Origin of the sequence: Pseudoalteromonas caenipelagi (genome assembly GCF_013140855.1) — a bacterium.
In the GTDB taxonomy this organism is placed as follows: Bacteria; Pseudomonadota; Gammaproteobacteria; order Enterobacterales; family Alteromonadaceae; genus Pseudoalteromonas; species Pseudoalteromonas caenipelagi.
The window spans coordinates 229,156-245,667 of sequence record NZ_JABBPG010000004.1 but is presented as its reverse complement, the minus strand read 5'-3'; the positions used below and the strand labels follow the sequence as shown (position 1 = coordinate 245,667).

At 41.7% G+C, this 16,512-nt stretch carries 10 protein-coding genes; 7 read left to right on the top strand and 3 right to left on the bottom strand.

Going from position 1 to position 16,512, the window contains the following annotated elements; translation table 11 throughout:
- The first annotated feature begins 29 nt into the window (after positions 1 to 29).
- Complete coding sequence (locus HG263_RS11970; protein WP_171626309.1) at positions 30 to 515, top strand: hypothetical protein; 486 nt, start codon at positions 30 to 32, stop codon at positions 513 to 515.
- A gap of 118 nt (positions 516 to 633) precedes the next feature.
- Here HG263_RS11970 and HG263_RS11965 read toward each other — a convergent pair whose 3' ends face one another.
- Together HG263_RS11965 and HG263_RS11960 are read right to left on the bottom strand one after the other, a co-directional pair.
- The gene (locus HG263_RS11965) at positions 634 to 1,503 is read right to left on the bottom strand and encodes a hypothetical protein (RefSeq protein ID WP_171626308.1); all 870 of its coding nucleotides are present in this window, start codon (positions 1,501 to 1,503) and stop codon (positions 634 to 636) included.
- 52 nt (positions 1,504 to 1,555) lie between these two features.
- Positions 1,556 to 3,181, bottom strand: coding sequence for an esterase-like activity of phytase family protein (locus HG263_RS11960; protein WP_171626307.1), 1,626 nt, complete (start codon positions 3,179 to 3,181; stop codon positions 1,556 to 1,558).
- A 213-nt stretch (positions 3,182 to 3,394) separates the two neighbouring features.
- On the opposite strand from HG263_RS11960, the gene HG263_RS11955 reads away from it, so the two are divergent.
- The 5 genes from HG263_RS11955 (at position 3,395) to HG263_RS11935 (ending at position 9,230) form a co-directional block, all read left to right on the top strand.
- Positions 3,395 to 4,375, top strand: coding sequence for a substrate-binding domain-containing protein (locus HG263_RS11955; protein WP_171626306.1), 981 nt, complete (start codon positions 3,395 to 3,397; stop codon positions 4,373 to 4,375).
- Between the two features lie 123 nt (positions 4,376 to 4,498).
- A complete protein-coding gene (locus HG263_RS11950) occupies positions 4,499 to 7,189 on the top strand; it encodes a CHASE domain-containing protein (protein WP_171626305.1) in 2,691 nt (896 codons plus the stop codon).
- A 272-nt stretch (positions 7,190 to 7,461) separates the two neighbouring features.
- The gene (locus HG263_RS11945; RefSeq protein ID WP_171626304.1) at positions 7,462 to 7,833 is read left to right on the top strand and encodes a hypothetical protein; all 372 of its coding nucleotides are present in this window, start codon (positions 7,462 to 7,464) and stop codon (positions 7,831 to 7,833) included.
- Between the two features lie 87 nt (positions 7,834 to 7,920).
- On the top strand, positions 7,921 to 8,484 hold the full coding sequence (locus HG263_RS11940) for a hypothetical protein (RefSeq protein WP_171626303.1): 564 nt from the start codon (positions 7,921 to 7,923) through the stop codon (positions 8,482 to 8,484).
- A 392-nt stretch (positions 8,485 to 8,876) separates the two neighbouring features.
- Complete coding sequence (locus tag HG263_RS11935) at positions 8,877 to 9,230, top strand: hypothetical protein (protein WP_171626302.1); 354 nt, start codon at positions 8,877 to 8,879, stop codon at positions 9,228 to 9,230.
- 22 nt (positions 9,231 to 9,252) lie between these two features.
- Here HG263_RS11935 and HG263_RS11930 read toward each other — a convergent pair whose 3' ends face one another.
- Positions 9,253 to 10,770 (bottom strand): response regulator, encoded by a 1,518-nt coding sequence (locus HG263_RS11930; RefSeq protein WP_171626301.1) that lies wholly within the window; start codon positions 10,768 to 10,770, stop codon positions 9,253 to 9,255.
- Positions 10,771 to 10,932: 162 nt separating this feature from the next.
- Here HG263_RS11930 and HG263_RS11925 point away from each other — a divergent pair, with 162 nt between their 5' ends.
- On the top strand, positions 10,933 to 16,509 hold the full coding sequence (locus tag HG263_RS11925) for a two-component regulator propeller domain-containing protein (RefSeq protein WP_171626300.1): 5,577 nt from the start codon (positions 10,933 to 10,935) through the stop codon (positions 16,507 to 16,509).
- Positions 16,510 to 16,512: the final 3 nt, after the last annotated feature.

The window sequence follows — 16,512 nt, the reverse complement described above, 5'->3', positions numbered from 1 at the left end:
AACATAATATAAAAAATATAAGGATGAATATGAAAGCCTCAAATATAGCTGCTGTTTCAGCGCTACTATTACTTGGCGCTAGTTCTGCGCAAGCACGCATGCAATGTGATGTTGGTGGTTATTGGGATACCGTAACCCGAACTGTGCAAGTATGTGATACCGAAACTGAAACCTACACTGAGACGAAAAGACACTGTGGTTATAGCGGTCTTATGTATCTTGGTCACCTTTGGAATCAGCCTGATTTCTACTTGTCTCCAGTACGTTCAGCATCAAGAAGTTCTATTTTAGATGAAACCAGTAGTTGTCCATCTTCTCAATATGCATCTGAGTCTGGTATTTATTGGTATACACGTTCTGATGGTACAAGTGCGACTGATTGGTATACTTACTCTGGCAGCCTACCGCTTACCAGTGATCAGTTGAAAACCACCGAGCATACTCGCACTATTCAAACAAACTGTCGTTCAGAAGTGAGAACCGTGCGCGTATGGCGTTGTGGTTTCGAGCCATAATCCGATAAGCTAGATTAGTAAGCAAAAATAACAGTGCAAGCAGAATAGCTTGCACTTTTTAATTGTCACGCTAATACGCTCAACGTATCCGCTCATTGAATCTAAACAAATATGGCTGTTACTGATTACAAAAACCACTGCTGTATTGATAAACCGTTTGTGTTTTTGTTGCTCCGCTGGTGGCATTCCAAGATGTAAGTGCTTGCATACTTCTAAAGGCTTCCTTGGCACGTAGTACCACTTTTTTAGAGTAATCGGCACTGGTGTCTTCATTTTTAAAGGATGCTTCTGCAATGAGAGGCACTGAACTAGGTGAAGGTGCACTCGCATACCACAAAGTAACGCTTAGTTTGGCGTCGAACGAGCCCAAATCAATTTCAGCGCCTTTATACACTTGTTCAGAAATGGTCAGATTACCGACCTGCGCTAACGGCAGCGAGTCATTAAAGCCATATTCGGATTCAAAACCAGGAAAGTGAGTGTTTATGTCTTTAAAGTCGTTGATCGTGCGTGTATTTGGAGCCTTAGTAGAGTGGCTATAAACGACTTTGAAAGTGTCATTGCCTGTGGTGCCAACATCAGCCTCTAACTTTGTTTCGGCGCCGTTAGTAGGAGATGCAAGGCCTTCAAAAGCGGCAATATAGCGATCAGGGCTGCGAAATTTCAAGGTCACTTCCGAATCGCCATTTTCTATACGTTCTCGAAATACGTAGCCAATCTGGCGCAATTGGCATGTATTTATGGTGTCAAAAAATTTCACTGTACGTATTTTGTTCAGTGTGAGAGCGCCGCTGACGCTGCGCGAAATTGCCTGCTCAACATTGACCTTAACGGATGAAAAATAACTATTTACTTGGCTAGCTTCGGTTTGGTAGCTGAACAAAGTAGGATTGAGTAACAGTTTGTACTCTCTTGAAGTAACATCTGAGTTGGCCAGCGCGCTTTGAGTGCAAACAGCGCTACATATTACAAATACGAATCGTCTCATTGTTCATTCCTTTTTAGAGCTGAAAAGGCCGCGCAAGCGGCCAAAACATGAATTACTCGTTTACACTGATATTCAAATCACTGACGATATATAGCGTATTTCCATCAATGATGGACTTTGCATCATCAAGGTATTTTTGCTCAAGTACCCCACCAGTTGACCAAGTTGCAAAATCATCATCATTGATAATACCTAAGCGTGTATTGTCTATAAGCCATAGGCCTTCCATTTTGTCGTGTGGGTAGCCTACTTCTGCAACCATGTCGACAACCAGTTCAAGCTTTTTGGCAGGTACAATACCTTTGGCTTCTAATGCCGCCCAGCCCGCAGAGTAATTGCCATTGTCAGCTCGATTGTTGATAACTTGCTCTAACGTTTCACCAGCTAGCATTAAGCCTAAAGCAGGATCTTGAACCAGCTCGCTATCTGTGCCCAGAGCTTCTAAATTTGTGGCATTGCTGATATCAATTTTGTAAACACGCTTCATGGCACTACTGTCGCGGTGATAGAACTTACCATCGCGCTCTAACACTAAAAATTGAGTGTCACTGAGTGCTTTGATTGCAGAGTTCGAATTTTTCGCTTGCTCTTGTCTATACAAGTACTGAGCAGTTTTACCTGTTTCTATGTTTACAGTGACAATGCGAGTCAGGTCGGTTCTGTTTTTACTTGGGTTATCCAGACTTGATTGCATAATCCCCACGAGTGTTTTCTCATCTGGCGTAATGGTTAACCCTTCCATTCCTCGGTTTGCCCAGCGGTTGCCAAATTCACTAGGCAAAGTATGTAAATTACGCGTGTCGTTACTAAATGGATTGATACGCTCAAGCTCTGTGCCATTCGCGTTGTAATGCACAATATGGGGGCCATATTCATCACTTACCCAAAATGTACCATCGCGCATGGCGACAAGGCCTTCTGCATCCAGCCCAAAGTCATCGATGCGAATTGGATTTGTCGCTTTATCATAAGGCTTGCTCATATCGACTCTAATCACTTCGCCTTCGACATCATAGGGGGTTTCACCAGTTCCACCCAGTGCGGAACTATTTGGTAAGCCACTGATGTTATTGCCAGATTTGTCTTTTAACAGGATGTTCTTCAGGAGTTTAATGCTGCCAGTTACTTGTACTTCAAATAAGCCTATACGCGGTGTGTATTCGGGCGTTGGAAAAATTTTACCCTTCCCTTGAGCGCCAGAGAAGGTTGCATTTGGGCCTCTATCAGTGAGTGCGTAAAACTGCATAGGCTTGGTTGGGTGACCATCCATATCCGAGCCATAACCGCCATTGCGTACTTCAAAAGTAGCGCCTACTACGCTGCCGTTTTCTAAGTCATTACGCAGTACCGAATAGGGCAACCGTACTCCGCTGCTTGCAAAATTATCGGGGTTGCATACATAAGAAGTGTCGCTGATTTCGCCATTACTTAATTGCCCATCATTATTTTTATCTAACCCGGAGTCAATTTTAACGCCCCCAAGCCAACAATGCTCGTTGCCAGCTGTTAACTGAGTTTGTGACAGCAAACTACTTAAGCCGTGACTGCCACTTTGGCCGTTAGTACCATTCACGCCGTCTTTGCCATTGTTACCATCTTTGCCATTATCACCATCACTGCACCCAGTTAAGACAAGTATGGTGGCGATTGCTAACGTTGATAAATTTAGAGTTCTCATGTGTGTTCCGTATTTGTGTAAATTGAATACGGTATTTTTTTTGTATGACGATTTGGTTTATTTTTTAAAAAATTTAAATAAAACTGAGGTTCTGTCGTTTAGATATTCGGCAAAGTGGTTAAAAATTTGTTTCTTTTTTCTTAATGTTGTTGTTAATCTAAGAGTCAGTAGTACTGATTTTAATCAGTATATTCAAAGAGTTTAAGGGTTAGCGTGAAATACACTAAATTACTGATACTGGTGTTGACCTGTGTGGCATGCCATGTTCAAGCTCAGTTGAAAATAGCGGTGATTGGCAAAACCAAAAATGATAGTTTTTACCAGCAGTCATTTCATGGTTGCCAAGCGTTTGCCAAACAACATGACGACTTGAGCTGTATTTATGATGGTGCCGATGACTATCAAGATGTACGCACACAAGTGCTTATTGTCAAAGAGTTGGTCGATAAGGGGATCGATGGGCTAATGATTTCTACCACCGATTCTGCGTATTTGGTGGAGGGAGCTTTGCAAGCTGCAAAGCAAAAGGGGATCCCCGTGGTTACGTTTGATTCTGACCTATTACCTCAACATCGCGCATACCGTTTAGCGTATGTTGGCACAAATAATTTTGATTTTGGTAAAGCGCTGGCTGAAGTGGCCAAAAAATATAAAAAAGATGCCATACAGTCGATATGTATTCAATCTGGTCATCGCACCACGCCAAATTTAAATGAGCGTATTCGAGGTATAAGGTATGCTTTATCTGGTGGAAAATCAGATAAGTTAACCTCTACATCTGGGTGGCAAGAGCACATTCGATGCCCGCTATATACTATGGGTCGCCGAGATGATGCTTTGTCACAATTATTGAATGTGATTAAGCAGCCCAAGCCTCCTATTTTTGTTGCTGTAGCAGGGTTTGCACAGTTTAGCCCTAGGTATATTGAGATGCTTATGCCATTTAAAGCAAAGATAGCAGATCAAACGGTAACGATTATATCCGCAGATACAGAAAACATTCAGCTCCAAGCTTTGTCACAAGGACTTTCTACACAAAACATAGGCCAAAAGCCGTATGCTATGGGGCAACTGTCTGCTCAACTGTTATATGAGTACATAACGCAAAAACAGCTGCCGGAAAAGCAAAATTACTTTTTAGACTACCATTACTGTAAAGCTGACAATGTGCAAAGTTGTACACAAAACCATTAAACGAACATGCTCTAAACAAATTTGCATCAGGGAGTATAAAATCTATACTCAGAGCAGAGTTTGTAAGTATGAAATTTAAACGTATTAACAAGCTAAATATCTGACTCACAGAGTAATGTTTTAATGGGTGACATTTTGTTCAAACCAAAAAAGAAGCGCTTCACGGTACTGACTTTACTGCTATTGCCGTTGCTAATTTTGGTGGCTGGATTGGTTTATTGCACAATAGTTTATAAGCAGCAATCTCAGCTTAGAGAGCAAAGAATCCATGAAGCCTTGGCTGAGCGGCTTGAATTTGTTGCCACTGGCGTTGAGCAGCGCGTTGAGTTGTATCAATACGGCCTGTTTGGTTTAAGTGGCGCAATATCGGCGGTAGGTGTTGATAACTTTGACTATTATGCCATGCAACGCTACATGAAAGTCAGAGACTATAACCGTGAGTTTCCAGGGGCACGAGGTTTTGGTTTTATCCGTTTTGTTATGCCGCAAGAGGAACAGGCGTTTATTCAACAAGTGCGGCAGCAACGGCCTGATAAATCTTTTAAAGTTAAGCAACTAACCCCACATGCTCAAAGTCGTTTTATTATTCAATTTATAGAACCAGAAAGACGCAATGCCAGCGCTGTAGGGTTAGATATTGGCTCTGAAACAATGCGCAGGCGCGCTGCCATGGATGCAGCTATAAGCGATGAAGCTCGATTAACAGCCCCGATTACCTTAGTACAGGCAAACAAAAAAGCTCAGCAGGGATTTTTAATTTTATTGCCGATATATGGCTCGGGGGGGGCAAATAATGTCAATGAGAGACTCGACAACTTAGTTGGTTGGAGCTATTCACCTATTTTAATTGATGAAGTTTTATCTTCAATTCGAACGCTCAGTGATAATGTTATTTTATCCATATCGGATATTACACCGGATGAGGGCATCACTTTTTTTACTCATGGTGAGCAACGCCACACGCTAAAGCAATTTAATGTTACTAAGCAAATAGATATGTTTGGTAGAAAATGGTTAGTGTCCATATATGCCACCCCCACATTCATTTATGCGCTCAATCTTGAATCTCCCTTAGAAGCAAGTGTTCCGGTGATGGGAATAGTGCTGTTGTTGATGATCCTGATGCTTAGCTTGCAAGGCATGCTGCTCAAAAGAAATCAAATAAAGCAGCAACGAGTTGAGATTGCAAAAGCAACAGAAATTGCCTTAAAGCAGGCGAATCTTAAGTTAGAAAATGAAGTTATATTGCGTACACAAGAAGTTGAAAAAACGAATACTTTACAGCGTAGTATTCTAACTTCTGCAAGTTATGCAATTATCGCCACAGATGAGCTTGGCACTATTACGTTATTTAACCCTGCAGCTGAGCAGTTGCTGGGTTATTCTGCGGAAGAACTAGTGGGGATTGCGACCCCTGCTGTTTTTCATTTAGAAACGGAGGTGGTAGAACATGCTAGGGAGCTTAGTGAGGAGTTGGGTACTGAGATAGAACCCGGCTTTGAGAGCTTTGTTGCAAAGGCAAGAACTGGGGTGAAAGATGCCAATCGTTGGACTTATGTGGCTAAGGATGGACATCATATCCAAGTTCGCTTGAGTATTACGGCACTGCGAGATGAACAAGATAATTTGTTTGGCTTTTTGGGGATAGCGTACGATTTAACTGAGCAGCTTAATCATGAAAAAGCTCTATCTGAAGCAAAAGAGCAAGCAGAGCAAGCAACGATGGCTAAGTCGGAATTTTTAGCGAACATGAGTCATGAGATCCGCACGCCAATGAATGGCTTGTATGGTACATTACAATTGCTCAAGGCCGAGTCTTTAGGGGAGCAAGGGCAGGAATTATTGGCAAAAGGTATCTATTCCGTTAAGGCGTTAAGTACCATCATTAATGATATTTTGGATTTTTCCAAGATAGAGGCGGGCAAGCTGACTTTGGAACAGCAGCCTTTTAATTTAAGTCGGCTAATCGAGAACTTAAAATCAGAGCTGTCGGTCATTGCTTTTGACAAAGGGATTTCCTTAAGTTTTGACAAAGATTTATCGAGTGATTATTGGGTTGGTGATGAGGTTAGGGTTCGGCAAATTTTATTAAATCTAATATCAAACGCGATTAAGTTTACCGCGCAAGGGCAGGTAGAAGTTTTATTTAGAGAACTGGAAGCGTCTGGGGATTTGATTATTCATGTTGTTGATACCGGAATTGGTATGAGCCCACAGGAGATTAGCCGTCTTTTTTATCGCTTTGAACAGGCAGATAAATCAACAACGCGCAAATATGGTGGTACAGGGTTAGGGCTTGCGATAACACACTCCTTAGTGGCTATGATGCATGGTTCTATTGATGTGCAAAGCGAACCAAATAAGGGCAGTATTTTTTCGGTGACTTTGCCGCTGGCTAAAACTTTCCATGTCTCTGAAGATGAAGAAAATAGCACAGAGTTATTTGATTTTAGCGGGATTTCTATCCTAATCGCTGAAGATAATGAGATCAATCAAACGGTTGTAAGAGCAATGCTTGCACCTACAAATGCAAATATTAACATGACAAGTAATGGCCAAGAAGCAGTGAATGCGGTTAAGCAGCAAGTGCCTCAAATTATTTTAATGGATATTCAGATGCCATTAATGGATGGTGTTGAGGCATGTAAAATTATTAAACAAATCGCGCCTTCAATCCATATCATTGCACTTACTGCCAATGCTTATGAAGAAGATAAGCGTCTATATCAGAAAGTTGGCTTTGATGGCTATATAGCAAAACCAATTGAGCAAAATGCACTATTACATAAAATTGCAGCGCTAGTTACACGATAAGAAAAGTTGTTCGCTAGCCGGAGCTAACATTCTCGACACCCAACATTAACAGTTGTGTAAAAAATTGTATGTAAAGCAGTCGGTCTATTGCTACTGAAGCAAAGAAGATTTAACATCATAGCGCTTTGAGAGGGGCACTATACTTCCAATCGAAAACAGCATAATACCTAGATGGTTATTTTGATATATGGACGCAATTAGCACTGTTTAGGTTTTTTTGATAATTAAAAAAAATAGATATCGTAGTTTTAACATGCATGGGAGAGGCTATTATGCAGCCATTGATCATAGGCACTGTGCTTATGGTAATTTCATTTGGGCTTGTTGTCATGTCGGTTGTTCATGGACAAAAGCGTTTGAAGTTTGAAAAAAAACTGCATAAGTTGGTGTTAGGCAAAGACGTCGATGATGATGCGCCAGATCAGTTACAAAGCCAGGCTTATCATATTATGATGGAGCTTGGGAAAGCGTTAGAAGAACAAGAAGATCATGCTCAACAACACAGTGTAAGGCAGGCGCTATCCAAAGTCAGTGAATTGCACGCTGAGACCGCAGAATATGAATCGCAACCTAACCTAGGCGAAGAAGGCACAACAACTCAGTCAGATAAGGCTAAAAAGCCTAACTTAAAAGTTGTAAAATAATAAGCATATATAAGTCACGCTGATTTAAAGCTATACAAATATTATATAAGTCTGATGAATGAGAGTGTATAGCCGCGGGAAAGCCTGATGATAGAGTATGTAAAAGTCACAAACACGATAACGATAACCTTAGAGAACAGCGCATTTTTACTGACTTTGTTTGTTTATCTACGTCATGGCACACGTTTTTCACTGATTGATAAAGCAAGTTTACAAACATCGCAAGATCATCAGCTATATTCATGTTTAGTGAGCACATTTGCAGTTGCTTTGGGTAGCTTTTATACCGTGCCATTAGTTTATGACATCATCGAACTAAATATGGATGTCATTGACCGAAGACGTATCTTCTATGTTTCTTTTATGGTTACTGGTTTTTTATTCATGCTAACACTCTATATTGCACACAGAATTAGAGGATGTCGCTTTTCTCTGTACGCGAGGATAATCATGTATTGCAGCTTAAGTGGCGTGATTTTAAACTTCACTCAGCTAGTTTTACGCGGCTATTTAGATATCAATGTATTGTATGATTACCGCGTTTACAGCATTGCCACGATAGCGATTAATATAATTACAGGTTGTGTTCTGTTAAGCTTTCCAATCAAGTACTTATTCAATGTTTACGTAGAAAATAAAAGTGCGGAATAGCTTATTTTGACTCCGTACTCGTGTTAGCCAATATTGTTAACAAAGATTAACTTTATCTCTTGGTTTTGTATAAATATATTTATATACTGTATACGGTTTTTATATGTCATATCAGTTCATTGCCGATAGTTAGATTTAAATGGACTTAGTTTGAATTGACACCCTTTAGAGCGAAAGTTAATATTTGGTGAAAATATTTGGCTTTTTTCTTGACGTGTAGTCTAGTTTTTATTTTTCAAATGGCTTTGTCTTTAACATACTCAACAGTCGGAAAATTTGAAGTTGAGCAGCTAACAGCGGCAAATTTGCAGCTCAAAGTTTGGCTATGGCATATAGGTCGGAATAAATAACTTATCACATTTTAGGGTCAATATGTGGAGGGTGCATAAAAGATGCAACCGGTTATAATTTTTATAATTTTGATGGTTGTCGCGATCGCATTGGCGGTTGGGATGATTGTGCAAGGGCATGGCTGTAATCGTCTTGAACTTTGGCTCCGTCGCTGGTTTGTAAAAGGTGACGTTGAAGAACAAGTGCCTGAGAAAATTCAACATACTGCCTACTACCTAATGCTTGAGTTGGGTGATTTGCTAGAGAGTGATAAAGATATTGAGCAATATTATGGTGTTAAGACCGTCTTTAGTCATGTCAGTGCTCTACGCGCTGAAACTTTGGGATACCGTGAGCAGACAACAATACCATTGAGGCCTGAAACCCAGCCTAGTTATCTCAAAGTGATAAAATAAGTGCTGTGCTTATAAACAAAACTTACTTACCTTTAGGAAGGTGCACAAACACTTCAGTACCTAGACTCTGGTCTGTTCTAAAAGCAAGCCTTCCTCCTTGCGCTTCACACAGTAGCCTTGCTGTATAGGTTCCCAAGCCTAAATGGCTAGGCTTGCCATGACTGACAAATTTTTCAAAAAACTGTGCTTGAACTTGCTGCGGTACTGTATCTGAGTTGTGTATGGTGATGACGATATGCTCATCACTTTGGTTGGCATTAATATTGATACTTGCTCGTTTACTTGATGCTTCTATCGCATTTTTTACTAGATGAATGAGTAGTGTGTAAGTTAGTGTACGCTCACCAAAAAATTGCAGGTTTTTATCCACTGAAGTGTGGGCACTAAGTTTATACTGCTTTAGCATGTTTGCTAAATTTTCTAGTACATCATCAATGACATAGGATAGAGTGTGAGGTTGTGGGTTTAACGCATAGTTGTCCTTTTCAATTTTACAAATCGCCGACATACTTTCTAATTGCAATTGAAGCTGGTTGCAATTTAATTTGATCTCATTGAGATAGTACTTTGCTTGCTCTGGGTGACGTAAATGATTGGCTAAAAGGTCGCCTGCTTGTTTGATATGCGCGATGGGTTTGGACAGCTCATTTTGATTTATATTGTCAAACTCGTCTCTGAGTCGGGCATTTTCAAGCATAGTGTCTATTTGATCTCGCATAAGTCGATTGGAGTGAATATTTCTGCAATGCGCTTGCACTCTCGATTTTACTATGGCCGGATTGGCGGGCTTAGTAATGTAGTCCACCGCACCCAAAGAAAGACCTTTGACAACGTGTTCAGTTTGCTCAAGCGCGGTAAGAAAAATAACTGTGATGTGCTGGGTATTGGGATCAGACTTGAGTTTTTCGCAGACTTGTAATCCATCCATTTCGGGCATCATGATATCGAGCAAGATAATATCTGGCTGAGGCTCTATAGTGCACATTTGCAGTGCTTTTTTACCATTTAATGCAGCTCTTACTTTATAGTCTTTGCGTAAAATATCACTGATCACTTTGATGTTATCAGCAACATCGTCAACAATTAACACTTGGATCTGACTGTCTTTGCTTTTCTCTGGATCTTGCTCTACCTCTCCCTGATAGGCCCGAATGGGTCGTGAAAAGGCGCTTTGAATGCGAGACTTCAGTTGCTTGCTAGAAAAGGGCTTAACCACAAACTCTGATACTCCGCATTGGATTGCTCGAACGACATGTGATTGTTCTATCGTGGAAGAGGTCATGAGAAACGGAATATTCGCGGTGCGTGTGTTGGTACGAACTTGTGTTAAAAATTCGATTCCTGATAAACCCGATAGCTGCCACTCTGCAATTATCAGGTCAACATCATGGTAGGCAAGTTTATCAAGAGCATCGTTGCCATGGGAGCTTTGAATGACAGTGACTTCTCCAAATTCTTGGAGCACTTTACTAATCATTGCTCGGAATGCCTCGAAAGGGTCAACGATGAGCACGGTCATGTTTTTTGTCGCAGAGGTCATGGATACATTCTTTTTGCTAGCCAGTTGTATAGTAATAGCATACGGTCAAGCAGATGCATCATGAAGGGTAAATATCCTTAATTCAGTGAAATTGCTGTTATAATTTTAGTTTCGTATTGGTCGTGGGTAATTACGTTGCTTGCGTTTACCTTGGAGCATTATGTGAAACCATTGTTAGTCACTTTTATCTTATTGGTTGTTACGCTTTTTGCCGCTACACACAATAATGCACAAGCACAAGTGGTCAATTCTGAGTTAAAAGTGGAACATATTTCTGCCTATAACGGTCTCTCTAACCCGCAAATTTATGCGCTGGCAAAGGATCCAAATGGGTATATGTGGTTTGCAAGCGCTGATGGCATTATGCGTTACGATGGTTACCAATTTGTCGCCTACAAATATGATGTAAACCGAAGTGACTCCCTATCCGCTAATAGTGTCTCGAGTATTCTTTTTGATAGACAGGGGCGGCTTTGGGCCGGTACATGGGGTGGTGGACTCAATCTACAAAATGGTCCTCAGTCATTTTTACACCTTCGCCATGATAGTAAAAAAGATAATTCACTAGGTGCGGATAAGATCCAAACTTTGTTTGAAAGTCGCGATGGTACTTTATGGGTAGGTACTAACGGGGGAGGCTTAAATCAATTACAAAGTGATCAGCGCAGCTTTAAGCGCTTTGTGTATGACGCTGAAGACCCAAACCATTCTGGCAAAAACCGCGTTTGGAGCATTAGTGAAGATACGCATGGGGTTATTTGGTACGGCACATCCTATGGTTTGCAAAAGCTTGATAGACAAACCGGGCAATTAAGCAGTTTTGACATGTACTCAAGCGAGTTAGATCACCAAGAAGTCAGACACGTGTCGTTTGATGAGCAAGGTCAAATGTGGCTTGCCACAAGGCGTAGTTTTGGGGTTTTTTCACCTGATACTGGCCGCTATCAAACGTTTGATTTGCCGTCAGAGAGCTTACCTAGCGTTTCTAGCATGTTGCACCATAACGGTGACATTATCTTGTCAACTTTTGCTGGTATTTACCGTTTTTCTACGACCAAGCGTGAATTTATAAACATGCCGCATACGTCGGAGCTGGCGCTACTATCAAGTAGAGATGTTAGGCAGATTTACTTAGACGAAACAGGGTTACTGTGGGCAGCGACGCGTTATTCTGGCGTGGTGAAAATTTACCCCGAGCCAGCTGTTTTTAAATCCCACCAGAACTATTTACAAGAATACTTACTCTCGGGGTTATTTCGTCAAGTACTGAGCATGGCTGAAGCTCGTCAGGGAGGGGTGTGGTTGGGCACTGGTAGAGGGTTAGTGCACTTTGATGTAAAGCAAAAGTTTACGCCGTTTGCTAAGCGTTCACAGCTCACTGGTGATTATCGATTACGAGTTCATAAATTGGCGAGAAATCAATACGACCAATTGTTTGCTGCAACTAACTTCGGCCTTTACCGTGTTGATGAGCAAACAAATGAGCTGCATTTAATCCCGTTGTTTTGGCTCAACGATGAACGCCACTCTGTAGAAGACATTGTATTTGACCGCCAAGGCTGGGCTTGGTTGATCCTTGGAGGTCAAAACTCGGTTATAAGATGGCGTCTTGGCTCTGAGCAATATCAATCTTTGCTACCTCATGTGGATGCACACTTTTTATTTGTAGATAGTGAGCAGCGGGTTTGGGCTGGCACCGATGGTGAGGGGGTATTTCGGTTAGAGTCAAATGGACGTAACTCGGTGCAATTTATTGCGCACAATGACGAAGCGAGTCTAAGTAATAACTATGTAAACCAAGCAATTGAGTTTGATGGCAAAGTGTGGCTAGCGACTAATAACGGTCTAACGAGCTATGACCTGAAAAGCCGTCAGTTTAGGCGCTTTAACAACACGACTACAGATGCTTCATTCGTTGTTAAGTCTATGATAAAGGGCAAAAAAGGGTTTTTGTGGCTTGCCACATCTAGTGGTATATATAGGCTAGATACAAAAACCAACGTCTTTCATCATTTTACCACCCATGATGGGCTGGCAAACAATCACTTTTTGGTGCGCTCTCAGGTAATGGTCGGCGATCAGATATTATTTGGAAGTATCGATGGGATCACGCGTTTTGCGCCTAACGAGGTTAAAGTGAATACGACCATTCCCAAATTGGTATTTACTCAGGCATGGGTAGATGAACACCGAGTTGAAGACCTCAGTCAGCAAATAACCATAAGTCCAAAGAATCATACGCTAGCGGTGCATTTCTCTGCGCTGGATTATCAAGCCCCCAGTGATAACCGTTATCGAACTTGGTTAGTTGGATATCAAAATGGTTGGAGCGATATTACTGCAAGCCATAAAGTGACCTACCGAGACTTGCCACCGGGCGAATACGAACTACGAGTTCAGGGTAGTAACAATCATGGGGTGTGGAATAAGCAAGGCATTGCCATCAAAATTGTACGCATACCTGCGTGGTTTCAAACACTCTGGTTTCAAATATCAATGCCAATCTTGTTAGTTATGGTAGTGGCGAGTGCAATTGCTTGGCGCTTCAGGCGACTCAGTTTGGCGGGAATGAAGTTAGAACAAAAAGTGGCTCAGCGAACGCAAGATATTATTGTACTAGCAGAGGTTGGAAAGGATGCCTCTGCAAGCCTTGATGTGAGCAAAATTTGTCATACAATCAACGCTCACCTGTCTAATACTCTTGCCTATGACTTTTTTGCGGTTGGCCTTTATCAACAAGATGAGCAAGTGATGGAGTTTATTTTTGCGGAACAAAATGGCAACCCACTGTCGCTATTAGATATCGAAATAGACAACAACACTCTTCCTGAAAGTACCAGCATTAAGCTTGGTACAGAGCTATTACTCGACAACAAAGAACTGTGGCAAGAGTATAATTTGACACCATCGAATTGTTTAAATGGTACGCAAACCCAATCCGTATTTTGTATGCCTTTGATTGTAGACGGCAAAGTGCTTGGAATCTTCTCGTTGCAATCTGATAAAGAGCAGGCGTTTAGTGATTCCCAGCTGAGTATCTTGCGAGTTGTCGGGAATCATTTGGCCGTCGCATTAGCAAATTCTCTATCCTATAGCGAGCTTAAAGAAGCAGAGCAACGTATTGAATTAGCCATGCATGGTGCAAATGTGGGCACGTGGGAGTGGGATAGCTATAAAGATATCCTGCTAACCAACACGGTTTGGTCAACGATGTTAGGTTATTTTGACAATGAGCTTGAGCAAAAACATGGTAAAGGGATAGCGCGTTGGCGCTCACTTATTCATCCTGATGATTTTGAACATGTGCAAAATACGCTCGTCGCCTACTTTAAAAAACAGTCATCGATATTTCGCTGCGAGTTTAGGATGCGCACCGCAGACGACAAATGGAAGTGGATCCTCAGCATTGGTCGCAGTTTTCGCCAAGATAATAAAACGCAAAAGCGCAGTATATTTGGTATTAGTATGGATATATCTGATGCGAAAGCATTAGAGTCTGCTTTAAAGCAGGCTAAGGAAACCGCCGAGAGTGCGACACAAGCCAAGTCAGATTTTTTGTCTAACATGTCTCATGAAATTCGCACACCCATGAATGCCATTATCGGCATGAGTTATCTCGTATTAGATACTGAACTTAACCGTAAGCAACGAAACTATGTTGAAAAAATCCACCGTAGTGCAGAGTCTTTGCTCGGGATCATCAACGATATTTTAGACTTTTCTAAAATTGAGGCGGGCAAATTGGATATCGAAATGGTGCCGTTCTCATTGGAAGAGGTTTTATCTAATTGTGTTGATGTACTGAGTATTAAAGCTCAAGAAAAAGACTTAAAAATTAGCGTGTCAATTGACCCTCATATTCCTCACCAGCTCTGTGGTGATCCATTACGTATCAGTCAGGTTTTGTTAAATTTGGGTAGTAATGCTATTAAATTTACTGAGCAAGATGGCCAAGTTATGTTTAACGTCACCTTAGAGGAGCAGCTAAACAATCAGCTCACGTTGGTTGTTGCAGTTATTGACTCGGGCATAGGTATGACACAAGAGCAGCAACACCGGCTGTTTGAATCGTTCAGCCAAGCTGACTCATCAATCACGCGGAAGTTTGGTGGCACTGGATTAGGCTTAGCCATCAGTCAAAAACTTGTTACCTTGATGGGGGGGCAAATTGAATGCCAAAGTACACCTGATATTGGCAGCACATTTTCGTTTACTTTGCCGGTGCAGTGTTTATCATCCGCGCTCATTAGTACGCCAGAGTTGCCGTTCAAACAAGTGTTAGTAGTGGATGACGACCAATACGCAAGTAGGGCGCTACTGCGTTACTTAGAGCATGCACATCTACAAGTTCATTGTTTTAGCTGCGCGCAATTAGCGCAAATAGAGCCACTGCTGATGCAAAGCGATGCTGTGTTTGTTGACCAACATGCTGAGCAGATCTTGTCACTGATAGCGATGTATCGAAAACACAGCCTTGATGGTCATGTTGTGTTACTGGCTGATTATGAGACTGAACATTTGCAGCATATAGCGGCTCAGGATGAACTAGTTACCCTTTTGGCTAAGCCCATTTTTCCAACGCCGCTTTATGATGCACTTGCCAAACTTGATGGCACAGCCACAACGTATAAAGAAGCGCAGCTTGAAACAGCAAATGAACAACCACTGCACGGCCTAAAATTATTGTTGGTGGAAGATAATGAGTTGAACCAAGAGCTTGCAATTGCATTGTTGGAAAAGCATGGGGCACAAGTAGACGTTGCAAGCAATGGCCAACAAGCTTTAGATATTTTACAAAGCCACTCATTCGACGGGGTACTGATGGATTGCCAAATGCCTTTAATGGATGGCTATGAAACCACCAAATTGATCCGCGCGCAGGCACATTTAGCTAACTTACCCATCATTGCTATGACCGCCAGCGTTACAAAAGACAATCAGCACGCGGTTAAAGCATGTGGTATGAACGATATAATTTTTAAACCGATTAATATCGCCGATATGATAGCAACTATTGTGCAATGGGTATCACCCAGTGGGACTGTGACGGTGCCAACACCAAAGAATATTTATGATGATGATATTAAACCCTTTGTTCATATCAAAGGCCTTGATGCCAGAGCGGGCTTACAAATTGCCGATGGAGACTTAGCCTTGTATATACAACTGTTACGGCGCTTTGTAGACAAAGAAGATGCATTCTCTTATCAATTACAAGACTTACTATCATCCGATATGCAAGACAACGATAAGATAGGTTTGTGGGCACATACATTTAAAGCACTTGCGGGTAATATAGGCGCATATGAATTACAGGACTATGGGTCAAAGCTTGAGCATACTTGTTTACAAAAAGGAGAGGGTCTGGCCCCATATTTACAAGCGATCCATGACCGCTTAGGGCCATTTATGCAGAGCGTTAAAAGTGTCTTGCGAGATCTAAAGCCACATTACAAAGTGAATACCAAGACACAAGGCGTTGATACACAAAGCCAAGATACAGCGAACATTAAAGACAAGTTTAACGTGCTCAACCGCATGTTGCTTGACAGCGACACAGGGGCCACTGATGTGGTTGATGAGCTGCTCAGTAAGTTACCAAATAAGCGTTATCAGCCGCAGTTACTCGAACTGGCTAGGTTACTCGATGAATACGATTTTGAGAACGCGAGTATTGTGCTGCAGCTGGTGCAAACTCAATGGCTGGTGGAACACTGTGATGATAAACCCGATCAGTGATAG